The sequence below is a fragment of the Sediminispirochaeta smaragdinae DSM 11293 genome, from assembly GCF_000143985.1.
In the GTDB taxonomy this organism is placed as follows: domain Bacteria; phylum Spirochaetota; class Spirochaetia; order DSM-16054; family Sediminispirochaetaceae; genus Sediminispirochaeta; species Sediminispirochaeta smaragdinae.
Genome location: NC_014364.1, coordinates 3,831,260 through 3,845,413 on the forward strand (window position 1 = coordinate 3,831,260; position 14,154 = coordinate 3,845,413).

General features: G+C 53.6%; 13 protein-coding genes and 1 tRNA gene. 4 read left to right on the forward strand and 10 right to left on the reverse strand.

From position 1 onward, the window contains the following. Positions 1-43: 43 nt before the first annotated feature. From SPIRS_RS17960 to SPIRS_RS17985, 6 genes are all read right to left on the reverse strand, one after another. Entirely contained in the window at positions 44-1,426 is a 1,383-nt protein-coding gene (locus tag SPIRS_RS17960) for a PTS mannitol transporter subunit IICB (protein WP_013256107.1), read from the reverse strand. 173 nt (positions 1,427-1,599) lie between these two features. After that, positions 1,600-2,568 (reverse strand): aldose 1-epimerase, encoded by a 969-nt coding sequence (locus tag SPIRS_RS17965; RefSeq protein ID WP_013256108.1) that lies wholly within the window; start codon positions 2,566-2,568, stop codon positions 1,600-1,602. Further along, the gene (locus SPIRS_RS17970) at positions 2,565-3,341 is read right to left on the reverse strand and encodes a PIG-L deacetylase family protein (RefSeq protein ID WP_013256109.1); all 777 of its coding nucleotides are present in this window, start codon (positions 3,339-3,341) and stop codon (positions 2,565-2,567) included. Before SPIRS_RS17970 ends, SPIRS_RS17965 begins: the two co-directional genes overlap by 4 nt. After that, positions 3,338-4,357, reverse strand: coding sequence for an SIS domain-containing protein (locus tag SPIRS_RS17975; protein ID WP_013256110.1), 1,020 nt, complete (start codon positions 4,355-4,357; stop codon positions 3,338-3,340). Before SPIRS_RS17975 ends, SPIRS_RS17970 begins: the two co-directional genes overlap by 4 nt. A gap of 49 nt (positions 4,358-4,406) precedes the next feature. Continuing rightward, positions 4,407-5,588, reverse strand: coding sequence for a diphosphate--fructose-6-phosphate 1-phosphotransferase (locus tag SPIRS_RS17980; protein WP_013256111.1), 1,182 nt, complete (start codon positions 5,586-5,588; stop codon positions 4,407-4,409). Further along, positions 5,578-6,564 (reverse strand): ROK family transcriptional regulator, encoded by a 987-nt coding sequence (locus SPIRS_RS17985; RefSeq protein WP_013256112.1) that lies wholly within the window; start codon positions 6,562-6,564, stop codon positions 5,578-5,580. Before SPIRS_RS17985 ends, SPIRS_RS17980 begins: the two co-directional genes overlap by 11 nt. Before the next feature lie 120 nt (positions 6,565-6,684). Here SPIRS_RS17985 and SPIRS_RS17990 point away from each other — a divergent pair, with 120 nt between their 5' ends. The 3 genes from SPIRS_RS17990 to SPIRS_RS18000 all read left to right on the forward strand — a co-directional run bounded on the left by SPIRS_RS17990 (position 6,685) and on the right by SPIRS_RS18000 (position 9,090). Beyond that, positions 6,685-8,391, forward strand: a complete 1,707-nt coding sequence (locus tag SPIRS_RS17990; RefSeq protein ID WP_013256113.1) for an aldehyde ferredoxin oxidoreductase N-terminal domain-containing protein — start codon at positions 6,685-6,687, stop codon at positions 8,389-8,391. Positions 8,392-8,431: 40 nt separating this feature from the next. Continuing rightward, positions 8,432-8,505, forward strand: a tRNA-Asp gene (locus SPIRS_RS17995). 150 nt (positions 8,506-8,655) lie between these two features. After that, positions 8,656-9,090, forward strand: coding sequence for an arsenate reductase ArsC (locus tag SPIRS_RS18000; protein ID WP_013256114.1), 435 nt, complete (start codon positions 8,656-8,658; stop codon positions 9,088-9,090). Here the strand turns inward: SPIRS_RS18000 and SPIRS_RS18005 are convergent. Then, entirely contained in the window at positions 9,066-10,910 is a 1,845-nt protein-coding gene (locus SPIRS_RS18005; protein WP_013256115.1) for a sensor domain-containing diguanylate cyclase, read from the reverse strand. The two genes, SPIRS_RS18000 and SPIRS_RS18005, sit on opposite strands and share 25 nt — an antisense overlap. An 80-nt stretch (positions 10,911-10,990) precedes the next feature. Then, positions 10,991-11,383, reverse strand: coding sequence for a thioredoxin family protein (locus SPIRS_RS18010; protein WP_013256116.1), 393 nt, complete (start codon positions 11,381-11,383; stop codon positions 10,991-10,993). A gap of 99 nt (positions 11,384-11,482) precedes the next feature. Here SPIRS_RS18010 and SPIRS_RS18015 point away from each other — a divergent pair, with 99 nt between their 5' ends. Then, the gene (locus tag SPIRS_RS18015) at positions 11,483-12,490 is read left to right on the forward strand and encodes a histone deacetylase family protein (RefSeq protein WP_245537619.1); all 1,008 of its coding nucleotides are present in this window, start codon (positions 11,483-11,485) and stop codon (positions 12,488-12,490) included. A gap of 58 nt (positions 12,491-12,548) precedes the next feature. On the opposite strand, the gene SPIRS_RS18020 is transcribed toward SPIRS_RS18015, so the two are convergent. Continuing rightward, complete coding sequence (locus tag SPIRS_RS18020) at positions 12,549-12,878, reverse strand: RNHCP domain-containing protein (RefSeq protein ID WP_013256118.1); 330 nt, start codon at positions 12,876-12,878, stop codon at positions 12,549-12,551. After that, positions 12,868-13,959, reverse strand: a complete 1,092-nt coding sequence (rsgA, locus tag SPIRS_RS18025; RefSeq protein WP_013256119.1) for a ribosome small subunit-dependent GTPase A — start codon at positions 13,957-13,959, stop codon at positions 12,868-12,870. The genes SPIRS_RS18020 and rsgA overlap by 11 nt, the downstream gene beginning before the upstream one ends. Positions 13,960-14,154 lie beyond the last annotated feature (195 nt).

Below are 14,154 nucleotides of genomic sequence, written 5' to 3' on the forward strand. Positions count from 1 at the left end.
GGTCGCCGATAAACGCCCCCGACATATGTGTAAGGAATCTCTCTTACTCTTTTTCCGATTCCGCAAGCTCCTTGACGATATCATCGTATTCGGGAGCATTGACGAAATTGGTGATACTGAAGTGGCGGGCGTTAGGAGCGCTTTCCTTTGCCCGATCACTTAAATTGACATGGCTGATAACCAGCTGTGCATCCTGGGGAATATCATCAACCGAAGAGTGGAGTACTTCGACCTCTACCCCTGCAGCCTTCAGCTTCTTTTTGAGACGGTTTGCCCCCATGGCACTTGATCCCATTCCCGCATCGCAGGCAAACACAATCTTGCGGACCTTGCCGAGGTTCTTGATGTTCTGCACCTGGCTCTTGGCCTGAGCAAGGGAAGCATCTGCATTTTCCTGGCGTAAAGCGAAGCGACGGACAAAGGGCATTGCAACAACGAAACTGACAGCCGTAGAGATAATAACTCCTAAGAGGATAGGGAGCTGACCGCCCTTGGGGGATACAGCCATGAGCGCAAAAATGCTGCCGGGAGAGGGGGTGGCAACTTCTCCGGCCCCGAAAAGGCTGAAAACCGCAACACCGGAGGCTCCGCCGGCGATGACGGCAAGCAGGAGAATGGGGTTCATCAAAACGTAGGGGAAATAGATCTCATGGATACCGCCGAAGAAGTGGATGATAATGGCACCTGGGGTAGAGTCTTTGACCGCGCCCTTGGAAAAGAGCAGATAGGCCAAAAGGACACCAAGCCCCGGGCCGGGATTGGTCTCAAGCAGGAAGTAGATCGAACGTCCGGTTTCCTGGACCTGGGCTATTCCCAGGGGAGAAAAAATACCGTGATTAATGGCGTTGTTGAGAAAAAGGATTTTCGCAGGTTCCACAAAGAGTGAAACCAGGGGCAAAAGTCCCATTTGAATAATCGCCCCGACGCCTGCCTGAAGGGCATGGGTTATGCCCAACACAACGGGGTTGATCAGCAGGAACGAAAAGAGCGCCAAAAGCATTCCGATAATTCCGGCGGAAAAGTTATTGATAAGCATCTCAAATCCGACCGGAATGTGTGGTTCGACGGCCTGGTCGAACTTCTTGATAATGATACCGCCGACAGGTCCCATGATCATGGCACCAATGAACATCGGTATATCCGCCCCGACAATAACTCCCATGGTGGCAACAGCTCCGACGACACCTCCCCGGATGTTCCAGATCATACGTCCTCCGGTGAAGCCGATCAGCAGCGGAAGCATATAACTGATCATCGGCCCGACCAGAGTTGCCAGCCTCTCGTTGGGGGTCCATCCCGTAGCAATAAAGAAAGCGGTAATCAAACCCCAGGCGATAAACGCCCCGATATTCGGCATGACCATTCCGCTCAAGAAACGCCCGAATCGTTGTATCCGCGAGCGGGCCCCAATTGCAGCACCTTCCATAACAACCTCCTGTGTGATTTCCTTTTTATGCTACATGGGGTTTTCGCAATCGGGCAACAATAAGCACCACAAAGATGGCAGTTACTGCCAAAGTCCTATTTGGCAGGAAATATGAAAGGAACTATCTTTTTACATATAAATGATTTATGGTGATTTCTTTCTCTTCGGAGCCATCAGAGACGCCGAAGAGAAAGAGTGACCGAACCGGAAAAGGACTTTCCGGGAAGAAGCGTCAGCGCTCCCATGTCGTCCCGGTTGAAGCCATCGGTAACATTAGAAAGGGGCTCCAGGGCCACGGCAGAACGGTCGGGAGGGGTGAATAATTGAAAAAAGGAAAAGGCACCTTGCGTGTTCATAGCCAGCGATACGGTATCGGACGACAGTTCTACGGTACGCCCGCTTTCGCCCTTCTCTTTTTCTATGGGATAGGCGATATCGTATACCCCCTTGCCGAGAGGCCGGCTGCGTCGAAAATCATAGAAGCCGGCAGAGGCTTTCCCCTCCTCCACCGGGACGAGGCGGCCGGTCGGCATGAGATCCTCTCTAACCTCCACGTAATGCTCGCAGGGGATGGAGATCTTCATATCATCGGCAGCAAGACCCGGAAGATGGAAATAGGGATGCCAGCCGAAACCGACAGGAGCCGGGCCTTCGCCCCGGTTGACGGCACGGAAGGCAATGGAAGCGGCAATCCCGCTTCCTGAACGAAAAAGTCGATAGCTTACCGAGAGAGCCAGACGGAAGGGATATCCCGCATCCTCACCTAAAAGCCAGCTGAGGTCGACCCGCCTGGCCGACGGACTTGTGCTTTTGGAGACAAGCCGGCCTGGCATCTTGTAGAGCAGCCCGTGGATGGCGGAGCCATCTTCCTGGTTCGCAGGCAGGCAAAACTCCTTTCCCTCAAAACGATAGCGTCCTCCAGGGATTCGATCGCAAAAGGGGAAAAGCAGCCGGCCGCGAAACCAGGGGTTCTCTTCGAGCTCATGCTCTTCATCGCCTGCAAGGAGATCGACAGCATTACCTCCCTGTCCCGGAACAAGAGAAAGCCGCCGAACCATTCCCCCAAGATGAGGGTAGAGCTCCATCTCCGCCCCCCCAAGGCCCAGGATCACGGGGCGTGCCGCTGAAGCGCAAGAGGTCATCTGGAATCTCCTATCCCCGGGAAAAGGGCCAGATAATCATGAGGATCGTATAGATCGAAACGGATCCTTCGAAAGAATTCATATCCGCCGCCGCTTCTAACCTTATCGAGCAGGGCAGATATCTGTCGCTGACTCTGGTAAGCGGCAATAGCGGCGAGCTTTGCCCCAAACCCCTCCTTGTCGGCGGCAAGACAGTAATCGGGCTCGCCGGAAAGGGCACAGTAGATGGGATATTCAAAAATCTGAGGAACCTCGGCAAGGGTTTTGCCGAGCTCCGGCCAGATATCCCCTGTGGCATGGAAAAGGGAAATAATGAGCTCTTCATAGACAATCTTATGATCGGGATGGAGGTCCGAGTTGCTGCACAGGAAGAGGCGATCGGGGCGCACCTCCCGAAGCAGAGCCGTATAGGCGCCCTGAAGTCCTCCATTCGGCGCATCTGAGGAGAGGGAGCGGCCCCGCCGGGTAAAAAGGTCTCCATCGGGAAAGGAGAGAAACCGACAGTCGGGATTGCCGAGGGCGTTAAGGGCCTCTCTGGTCTCTGCCTCACGAATTTCGGCGATGTTCTTCCGCTCATGATCGTCGCAGTACCCCAAACGACCGTCGGTGGTAATGGCTACCGTCACGTTGCAACGGGCTTGTACACCCGCTGCAACGGCAAGACCTGCACCGATGACCGCATCATCATCGTGGGGAACGACGAAAAGCCATGTTTCTCCGGCCTTAGATCCAAACTCCGCCACCCCATGGCGGGCGTGCCAGGAAAAGCTCATTTCGATGTCTCCATTTCGTTTCCGACCTTCCGTGCCCGGGTGGTCTGATCAAGCTTAACGCCACAGTTGATACCCACCTCTACAAGGAGGTTCCAGCCGGCTGCAAGCTGCAGATATTCATCGGCCCCTTCAAGAGCAGGAACAACAAAGGTCGGGAAAGAGGTCTGCCTGGAGGCAATGGCAACTACCGTAAGTCCCACCCCATCCGCAAGGGTCTGTTTCAGCTTCGCCTCTTCCTCGGGGAAGGGATTCACAAGGATCACCACATCATCCGGTGTCATCACCTCTTCGATCCCGTGAACGGCATAGGTTCCTTCGAGAAAATCCGAACGCTTGCGGGAAATTTCGTTGGTCTTGAGGGTCAATTCTTCGGCAACCCCGTCGTTCCTTCCCGCCCAAAAGAGGGTCTTGGCCTTGGTCACCGCATCGACGATCTCTTTTGCAGGGGCGGCATGCAAAACCGCATCAAGAGCGGACGCAAGCTTTTCCCTGTCGGGAACAGGAAAACCGGCACGTTCGGCAAAGATGGTGTGGTAGACAAGGGCCTGTTCGATAACACTTTTGGTTGCCGCAACAGCCGCTTCAGGACCGCAGGAGAGGACGATGGTGTGATCGGCCTCGTCGGCGATGGGGGTTCCGGCGTTGGCAACAATACCGACGCTCTTTATTCCCCGTTTTTTGGCGCTGCGGACCAGGCGAAGGCCTTCCTTCGTTTTGCCGGAATTACTGGCCACAAAGGCGACGCCGCCGGCCAGGGGATATTCCAGCGCCTGGGTTGCCCCTTCCACCACAGGAAGAAGGGCAGAACCTCTGCGCAGGGCCTCGATTCTCGCCCGCTTGGCCGGGAAAATCCGGGAAGAACCTTCTCCGGAGAGGAGAAAGGGCCCCTTTATCCCTGTAAGCTCCCCAGCCAACTTTTTTACCGCCTCAACGTCCATTCGACGAATCACATCGGGGCTCTCCAGCATCTCCTTAACAAGAGAAAAATCGGCATATCGTGCATCCGTTCCGTTCATACCATGCTCCTTTTCTATCTGATGATTGTATGTCTATGCTTGTGGCTCACTACCACAATCGCTGATACTTCGGCATATCGCCCACAAGGGGGCGAAGGTAGTCGAGAAAGGCATCGGTGACCCCGTTTCCCGACTCATTGATATAGTGATCCGGCATGGGCTTTGCCCGTACAGCGACCTCGGATAAGGGGACAGTACCGTATCGGACGGCATAATCCCCGGCAAGGCGCTCCATGCAAATCATGCTTCCGCTTCCGCCGGAGGCCGCAAGCCTTGCAGCCTCAAGCCCACAGGAAAAGGCCTCGCTTCGATCGGTGGCACTTGCCCGGTCATCGGCACACATGGAAAGGCTTTCGGTGATCTGGAACTCTCCCCGGTAGCCGGTCTCCTCATGGATCAGCTGATGAAGCGAGATAGCGGCGCTGGTACCGCCCATGGCCCCAAACTCGATATTTGAAAACCCGTCCTTCGCGGCAGAGGCCGAAACAGGGGTCCCGTCACGCCAGATGATGCCCTCTCCGCAGACGATCGAACAAAATCCGTAGGCCTTGATGCATTCTTGTACATCTTTCAAAACCTGCTCCCTGGACAAGGGCCGTTCCGGCAGATAGATAAGATGGGGAGCATCTCCCTCACCCTGCTTCGCCATTATCGACGATGCGGCAAGCCATCCCGCTTCCCGTCCGACGGTCTGGTGGATCACAAAACGATCGACCCGCTGCATGTCCCTGGCAAGCTGCCCCGACTGAAGGAGAGAAAGGGCGGTGTATCTGGCAGCAGAGCCGTAGCCGGGGGTGTGATCCGTACCAAAAAGATCATTATCCACGGTCTTCGGGATGCCGACTCCGTAGAGTTCATAGCCCTCTTTACGGGCAAAGGCCTCTATTCTGTGGATGGTGTCCATGGTGTCGTTCCCACCGGCAAGAAAAAGATAGCGTATATCCTGTTTTTTCAGTCGCTCGAGAATAACCGGCAGGTCATCGTCTTTTAATTTGTAACGGCACGAGCCGAGGGCGGAAGAGGGGGTGAGCGCCAGCAATTTCCGTTCATCGGAAGACAGAGCCCCAAGGTCGATGAGACGATCCTCCAGAAAGCCCTCGATACCGAATTGCATGCCGAATATCTTGCCCCTCGCTCCGGCCTCAAGCACTCCCTCCACCGCTCCCGCAAGGGAAGCGTTGATGACTGAGGTTGGGCCGCCCGATTGTCCGATAAGAATATTACCCTTCATGTTTTACTCCCGTAATGATTTCGATATGTTCGTGGAGGGCCATGAGTGCAGCCCCCTTCTCTACCCAGCAAGGATCGTCGACAAAACGAACCGACCCCTTCGGCGCTTCCGCATCCCCAGAACGCTCCAATCTCCTTTTCGCCTCCTCGTCGAGAACACCGGAGATGAATATTGCGTCAACATCCAGAAAGCGCCCCAAAAGCCTGCCGAGCCGCAGCACCTGAAGGGCGATATCCCCCTCCAGCGGCCACAGCCCTTCATCCAGCTCACCGGCCCCGCCCTCCGAACCACGGTACAGCCTTCCGTCGAGAAAGATACCGCTTCCGATGGTGGGGACATTGCCGTAGACCAAAAGATGAAGCAGGTTCGGACGCTCACTATCGAGCAAAGAGGCATCGGCCAGGGCGGCGGCATTCGCATCATTGTCGGAACAGATAAGCGAACAGTGTGCCTGATCGGCCAGAAGCCCCGGGACCTCCCCGAGGTTCCAGGGAAAATGGGAGGAGGAACCGACTCGTCCTCCACCGGAGACCACCGAAGAGGCTGCGAAGCCGATCCCCCGAAGGGGTATGGTGGAAGATGCGGAGCCAAGCCACCGTGCAACTTCCGCCAGCTCGGCCAAAACATCCGCTTCGCCCATTCCCGCCAGGGAGAGTGTTCGGCGGTCGGATTCCTGCAAGCCCGGAGTAAAAAGCGATGCGGTCACCCGATCATGGGCAAGGTAGATGCCTCCGAAACTCCCGTAGCCGGGATCGAGTTCCACAAGGGTTGCCTTCCTTCCCCCGGAACTGCCGCTCTCTCCCCTGCCGACTTCCCGGATAATGCCCCAGTCAAGGAGCTCTTTCATCCTGATGCTGACCGTCGAGGTGTAGAGTGAAAGAGCGGTGGCAAGAGCGCTGCGACTGGCAAAGCCACGCTTTTGCAATTCGCCGATAATACGGAGGATTGTCTGTGCCTTTCGATCTTGCTGGTACATCCGTTATTGGTTTCCTCAATGAGTGAACTAATAGAAGTATAGGGGCTTTTCTCCTTGCCGTCAAGAAAGATCTCAGGGATGCGGCTGCAAAAAAGCGGGTAACACTGTACTATAAGCGTTATGAACAGAGGCTCCATACATACCATACGACACATATTTCTTTCCGATCGGCGTTTTGAAGACGAAGGGCTTCCGGAAGAACTTTTTGAGCATTTCCTTGGAGGAAGCGGCATAGCCGCAGAACTCTTTTCACTATTTCCAAGCGCAAGCCTTTTTATCGCTCCGGGATTACTGACGGGTAGCTCTCTCCCCTTTTCCGGCGGATGGAGCGCCGTAATGCTCGCGAAAAAGAATGGCTCCCGGCCCATGCTTCTTGAAACCTTTGGCCAAGGGAGTTTCGGGAAAAGTATCGCAAGCTGCGGCTTGGACGGTCTTTTATTTCACGGTATCTCCCCGGAAAGCACAATCCTCCACATTAGCCCGAACAAAGTCCGTTTTTTCTCAACGCCCTTAGCCATCGATTTGAATGATCCCATCGAACTCGAGCAGAGACTCCTCGAAGATATGGCAGGGAAGGGGAAAGAGGGGGCTGTGCTCTGTATCGGAAAGGCGGCACGGGAAGGCAATCCGTCGGCAGCCCTTGTTCACGAGGGAAGGACACTTCCCGCCGGAGGCGGAACAGGGCTCTTTTTGGGTTCATTGAAGCTTACGGCCATAACAATCGAAAGGGGAGGACAGCAACGTCTTCCTGTCGAGAAGGAAGCGTTTAAGAATCTTGCCGAGACAAGTGAAGCGACCATCCGGGACCTCGTGACACGGAAAGGCGTTGCCGCTTTTATGCCCACAGGAGCCAGGGGGCTCCTTCTGGTACGGATGGCCGGATACCTCCCCATTCGGCCGAGGGTCGACGACCGTATGCTCCTGCCCTTTGTCGAGGGGCTCGGAACCGTGGGGCTGCTTGCCCCTGCCCTTGCGGCCGGGCTCATCCCCGAAGGGAAAGGGGAAGGGAAAATGCACAGAAAGGAGGCTCTCCTCTTTCGAAAAATGACCACCGGCGGTTGTAAGGGCTGCCCCTTTCCCTGTACCGGCCAACTACGGATCGAAGGAAGATACGGAGAGATGAGCATGCCAGATTACGTCGACCTGGCCGTTCCGATCTCCCTGCTCGGCATCCGTCATACCGCCGACGCCCTCCAGTTCGTCGAACACGCAAGAAGAAGGGGCATGGATCCCGCCTCTGCGGCAAAAGGATTGTTTCGCCTCATAGAAGAAAAAAGTATCCGCCCTGGTGACATCGATGCCGTTTTGGAATTCCTTGATAAGCCGTCGGAACATCAGGTTCCGGACCATCCTAATCTCTTTCCCTTTTCCTTCGACCCTTTGGCCGCATTAACACCCCATATAGACACCATACGGGATCGAAACGTCCCCTTTACCCTCGCCGAATATCAGATCGGTACGTGGTGGAAACAGATCAAAGGACTTCCAAGACCCGCCATGTTGTATCACAAAAAGGAGGACTTTTGGGTTGAAAGGGAGAAGGCCACTATCGCCATTGCCGTTGCACAGCGGAACCATCTGCTTGTCGCTGCGGGAATCTGTCATCAGGCCCGGCTGATAAGCGAAAAACATTTCCCGCTTTTCTCCCTGCTTAATGCATTCACAGGCCTGGAGCGAACGCCCAAGGGCTATCTGGAAATGGGAAAACGCATCATGGAAAGGAGAAAAGAACTCTTTCCACTGCCTCCTATCAAGGTCGAAGATGAGCGGATAGCCGGAATTCTCTCCTTTGTCGACGAACCCGTTGATAAACTTCTCTTGACATAAGCGTGAAAATCATGCATCCTCATTTTCACGTTACCGATGTGGGGGCGTGGCGAAGTTGGTTATCGCGCCGGCCTGTCAAGCCGGAGATCGCGGGTTCAAGCCCCGTCGCTCCCGAAAGATTACGATGGATGGACCGCCTGTCAGAGGCGGTTTTTTTGTCGATATCCATTTCTTCTTCCGGCCGGATATGAGTTTTTTGTTAAAATTCTTCTCATCATCACGCAGAGAATTGACCTTGGGCGGTCTCTTATAATAGGAAGTAGTATGGGAAACGGGGAAACGGTACGGGTACTTGTCGTCTGCATCCATAATAGCGCACGCAGCCAAATGGCAGAAACCTATCTAAACGCCATGGGCCATGGAAAGGTCGAAGCCGAGAGTGCGGGATTGGAGCCGGGGAAGCTTAACCCCATAGTCGTACGGGCCATGAAGGAAGATGGTTACGACATTTCAGGCAACACCACGAAGAGTGTTTTCGATTTCCGCAAGGAAGGGCGTCGTTACGATTACGTTATAGCGGTCTGCGACAAAGAGGCGGAGGAACGGTGTCCCATCTTTCCCGGAGCAGGGAAGCGACTTCACTGGCCCTTTGGAGACCCTTCAAGTTTTCAGGGTACTGAAGAGGAAAAGCTGGCCTATACGAGAAAAATCAGGGATGAGATAAAAGAAGAAGTTCAGCTTTTCTTATCCCGCTTATGACGATACATCCGCTGATCGGCACAATTGACCAGCTGATCCACCAAAACCTCTATCTCAAGCTCATTTTGTGTGGAGGCGGGTTCAAAGAAACTGTAGCCTATACTGACACTAAGAGGAATCCCTTCCGAGATTACCGCCTCCCGTGCGAGTTCTTCATCGATTCTTATACGAAGCTGCTTTGCCGCATCCGGTGTACAGTTGGGATGGATGAGTAAAAACTCATCGCCGCCAAGACGACAAATAACATCCCCGCTTCGAAGAATCCGTTTCATTACTGCGGTAATCCTCGTAATAAGGCGGTCCCCTGCCTCATGGCCAAGGGTATCATTAACCAACTTGAGTCTGTCGATATCGGCAAAACCGACCGTAAGAGGAAGCCGCTCCCGTTTAGAACGATGAAGCTCTTTCTCAAGCATTGCCAGACCGACCCGACGGTTGTAGACCCCGGTTAATTCATCGTAGGTCGCATACTCGGAGAGCCGCATCTGGGCCTGGTGACGAAGGGTAACATCGACAAGCGAAAAAAGCACCTCCCCCGACTCTTCGACCATTGAGGCATAACCTTCCACCCATAACCGCTTGCCAGTTCGGGTAAGCAGCTGAAAGACTATGCGGGGATCATCGACATTAAAGGTACGAAACAGGGCAAGCCTCGCCTTCAGCCGCACATGCTCGCTTTCGGCAACAAGAATAAAAAAATCGGGAAAAGAGAGAAGCTCTTCCAGTGAATATCCGGTAAGCGAAGAGGCCTGGGGGTTAGCATAGCTGATGGCCCTGCCATAAAAAACAAAAACCGCCACGGGACTGTGCTCTGCATAGGCTCGGAACCGACTCTCGCTTTGGATGAGTTTCTGCTGCTGAAGCATTCTTGCATGAACATCCTGATGGATTCCGTGCATCTCCAGGGGAGAGCCGTCACACCCTCTTCTGGTGACCATGCCCTTAGAGCTGATCCAGCGATAGCTGCCGTCATCGGTTTCAAGACGAAATATCTGCTCGTAGCTCTCCTTTCCCGGTTGAAGGGCTTCTTTTATCTTTTGGGCTGCAATGTGACGATCGGCACGGTGCATCATCGCCAAAAGCTCCTCAAAGCGGAGTGTCGATACAGGCTTACGATTGAGCATGGAAAACCAACGATCGTCGGCTTCAAGACAATCCGTTCCGATATCCCAGCTCCAGAAACCGAGGCCTGCTCCCTCCATGGCAAGGTTTATTTTTTCCCGCTTCTTCTTGATATCAAGCACATCCCGAAATCGATGGAAGCTAAGTATCCAACGCATAGCCGAAGCCATGAGTCCCATGAGGCCCAAAGCGACCCAAAGAGCCCGATTCAGGTCGGCAAACTGATCTGAAGCATGAAAGATAAGAGCACCTGCCAGATACACGGGAATGATAAAAAACGGGTGGAGTAAGAAGATCGAAGAGACCAGCAGATAGCAGCTCATGAACAAAACCGAAGAAAAGAGAGAAAGCCCTGAGTAGTGGCAAAATAAGACCACCCAGGTAAAAAGAAGCAGAATCGAAACATGGAGGAGCGTATGTCCCCACTTCGCGGCATGACGGGGAGAGTGAAAAATGATGAAGCAGGAACCTAAGACCATGATGATAGATAGGAAAAGGACCGGAAGATAAAATATCACGGTGCTGCCGTCGAACAGGCAAAAAACAATCCAGATTAAAACGGAAAGATGTAAAAGGATGGAAAAATGGAAAAGAGAATGTGCATTTGTCTCACGATTGTAGGCAACAAACTCCCTCCGGTGTTGAGAATAGGGAGACAACAGTATTCGACATTCGGCAGTCAACCTGCTCAGCATCATAGAATCCCTGCGATTCTCCCTACATTGCCTATTTTTTCCATATGGTAAGATTAATGGATTATAGCGTAGTGTCAAGCACCTCACCGGCCGGGGAGAAGCGCTTCTATCCGCTCCCTAGGCTGGGGACCGACAAGGAATTCGGCTATCTTGCCATCTCGGACAAGTACGGTCGAGGGGGTTCCCATTACACCGAATTTCCGGGCCGTAGCCATGTCGTTTGAAATATTCACTTTAAAGACATTCTTTCTTGTAGAAGAAAATTCATCAAATAGGGGGGTCATAGGTTTGCAGGCGCCACATCCGTCGCTATAAAAATAGAAGAGAGCAGCTCCTCCGTTTTTCAGAGCCCGATCATACTTACCGCTTAACTCCGGAGCCGGTTTTCCCTTTTTCATCCTCATTTTCAATACCATCCCATATTGAAGAACAAAGAAGAATCCAATCGCAATAAGAACACCGATTAGTAGATTCATAGCGAACCTCCAAAATTAGTTTTACTTAATATATAATTTTATATATATACTTGTCAATGCGTCATGGGCAAAGCCACGCCCATGCGTTATACTATACGTATGCTAATATATTATCAGGACATAGCACCGCTTTCGGATTTCGGTATCGGGATCCCTGTTTCAGACATTCGGGCACCCAAATGCATTGAATATCTTTCCGGTCTGCCGGAAATCCGTCCCCATCTTGAGGCATTAATCTGCAAAGAACACGAGGAAAGCATCAGCCGCACGGATGTAGCAAGAGTCCATACACCGAACTACGTGAAGCGGATCTTCGAGGAAGAACGGGAGAGCACTCTTATTGAAGCCTTCGAACTTCTTGACGAGAAGGGAAACTATAACCGTTACGATCCGTCAAAAGCCAAACGTCCCCTTAAAGAACTCTTCGACACACTCCTTGTGAAAACGGCCGGAACCTATCAGTGCGCAAAAAGTGCCCTGGAATCGGGTTTCTGCTTTTACTTCGGCGGAGGATTCCACCACGCTCATCCCGACTTCGGTCACGGATTCTGCCTGATAAACGACATCATGATTGCCGCAAGACGGCTCATGGCGGAAAGGCGTGTCGAAAGTGTTTGGGTGATCGATGTGGATGCCCACAAAGGTGACGGGAGCGCTGCAATTGCACATTCCGATCCATCAATCAGGACCCTGAGCATCCATATGGGCGCAGGATGGCCTCTGGACGGACTCGAATTCGGCCCGGACGGCACACAGCATCCCTCCTTTATTCCCAGCGATATCGATATCCCTGTCTTCGAGGGGGAGGAGCACCTTTACAACCAAGCCCTTGCCGAGGGGCTGGAAAAACTCGACGCATTCATGAAGCCGGATCTTGCCATCGTGGTCTCGGGTTCCGATCCTTACGAAAAGGATACCCTCCCCTCTTCGGCGAAGTTACAGCTGACGCTCGAACAGATGGCCGAACGGGACCGCCTTGTCTATGATTTTTTGAAAGAGCGCAGGATTCCCGCCGCCTATCTTATGGCAGGGAGCTATAGCCCTGAATCCTGGCGGGTCTATGCTGCTTTGCTGGAGTTGGCACTCAAGGACCGCCTCAAAAGCTGAGCATCCCCGAATCTCCAAGTCCGAAGGAAAGAGAGACAAGGGTAATGCCCAGCAAGCACTATTTCCTTAGGCCGATGGCATCGGCTACCCTGGAAGCAAGAGCACAAAGAATCGTTTCGTCGTCGTCCCCGGCACAGCGATTCGCTTTTATGGTCCCGCAGACGCTACAGCGGTGAAGCACCATTATCTCCCCGTCGTTCTTGCTCCAGATTGCAATGGGTTCCATGGCACCGCCGCAGAGGCTTGCCCGGTCCCCCGGACGAATATCGACATGCCGGCTCCAGAGGCAGAAGGGGCAGTGGTTTCGGTGTCTGGTTCCCCAGGAATAGGCAGGAACGGGCGCTCCGCAGTGAATGCACCGAAAGCCGGAAGCTGTATCAGCGGCCATCGAAGCCTCCCCTCCGTCCCTCTTTCCGCATGGTATAGCGAAGCCTGCCGAAGCGCCGGTCCTTCTCCCGCCGCCTTTCACGCTCATCGACTTCTCCGGCCGAGGCCTCATGCAAAAGCTGCAGATAGTTGAGATAACGATCCTGTTCGATCTCTCCGGCTAAAAGCGCTTTTCTTACCGCGCAGCCCGGTTCATTGCGATGGGTGCAGTCCGAAAAACGACACGCTTCGGCCAAACGTGCAATATCATCAAAGGAAGCCTCTGTCGATGCCTCGCTGCCGGTAATACCTACCGATCGGACCCCCGGCGTATCGATGACCAAAGCACCGGAAGGAATGCGGAAGAGTACCCGTTCCGTGGTGGTGTGCCTTCCCCGTCCGTCACTGTCGCGAACCGCTGAGGTCCTTGCCATCGAGCTTCCGAGAAGGAGATTGATAAGGGTGGATTTTCCCGCTCCGCTGATGCCGGTCAGGGCGATAGTTCTTCCAGGAAGAAAAAGATCGCTAAGCTCTCCGGCCCCCGTTCCGGAAATCGAGTCCACAAGGTAGATGGGAAGCTCTCCGAAACGAGCGGCAGCCCTTCTTTTGTAGGCCTCAGGCTCATCGACAAGATCGATCTTTGTAAGAATCAGGGCGCCCTGTGCCCCCCCGCTTTGAACATTGGCAAGGAAACGCTCGATCCGACGAAGGTTGAGGCCTTTCGCGATGGAAGAAACGATTCCTATCACATCAACGTTTGCCGCGCTCAGATCCTCGTCGCCGCAGCTGCGGCGATGCAGAACCGTGGCACGGGGCAGGATTCCCTCAATGCGAAAATGAGCGGGATCGTCGGTGGAAGAGAGGGCACACCAGTCTCCTATCACCGGCATAGGCTGTACTCCGAGATCAAGGAGGTAGCGGAAGCTCCCGGAAAGGGTCAACGCTGCTTCACCACCGGGATGGATTCCCCGATAGCGCTCTCTGCCGTCACGGACGACTCTGGCAGGTATCAATCCCTGACATCGATAGGGTTCGAAATTTTCGGCAAAACGGCTATTCCAGCCATATTGCTCGAGAAGATGTATATTGTCGGAATAATGCAATGGTTTCCATCCGTAGAAAGAGGTTCATATACGAAAGGCATACCGCCTAACGGTCAGAATCTCCCCGGAATGGAATGAGTGTATATGAAAAAGTACCTACCTCACTCCCCCATTCCGGGGATACTCACCGAGATAGCGTTCCTGGTTTTCATATACACTTCCTTTCCGCACCATTGTGCATAAGATTTATTGCAA

Coding starts and splice junctions, on each gene's coding strand:
- SPIRS_RS18020 (WP_013256118.1), bottom strand. CDS start 12,878: ATGGCCGCTGATACAGCTTCCGGCTTTCGGTGCATTCACTGCGGAGCG.
- SPIRS_RS18010 (WP_013256116.1), bottom strand. CDS start 11,383: ATGAATCTACTAATCGGTGTTCTTATTGCGATTGGATTCTTCTTTGTT.
- SPIRS_RS18000 (WP_013256114.1), top strand. CDS start 8,656: ATGGGAAACGGGGAAACGGTACGGGTACTTGTCGTCTGCATCCATAAT.
- SPIRS_RS18015 (WP_245537619.1), top strand. CDS start 11,483: ATGCTAATATATTATCAGGACATAGCACCGCTTTCGGATTTCGGTATC.
- SPIRS_RS17980 (WP_013256111.1), bottom strand. CDS start 5,588: ATGAAGGGTAATATTCTTATCGGACAATCGGGCGGCCCAACCTCAGTC.
- SPIRS_RS17970 (WP_013256109.1), bottom strand. CDS start 3,341: ATGAGCTTTTCCTGGCACGCCCGCCATGGGGTGGCGGAGTTTGGATCT.
- SPIRS_RS17960 (WP_013256107.1), bottom strand. CDS start 1,426: ATGGAAGGTGCTGCAATTGGGGCCCGCTCGCGGATACAACGATTCGGG.
- SPIRS_RS17965 (WP_013256108.1), bottom strand. CDS start 2,568: ATGACCTCTTGCGCTTCAGCGGCACGCCCCGTGATCCTGGGCCTTGGG.
- SPIRS_RS17990 (WP_013256113.1), top strand. CDS start 6,685: ATGAACAGAGGCTCCATACATACCATACGACACATATTTCTTTCCGAT.
- SPIRS_RS17975 (WP_013256110.1), bottom strand. CDS start 4,357: ATGAACGGAACGGATGCACGATATGCCGATTTTTCTCTTGTTAAGGAG.
- SPIRS_RS17985 (WP_013256112.1), bottom strand. CDS start 6,564: ATGTACCAGCAAGATCGAAAGGCACAGACAATCCTCCGTATTATCGGC.
- SPIRS_RS18005 (WP_013256115.1), bottom strand. CDS start 10,910: ATGATGCTGAGCAGGTTGACTGCCGAATGTCGAATACTGTTGTCTCCC.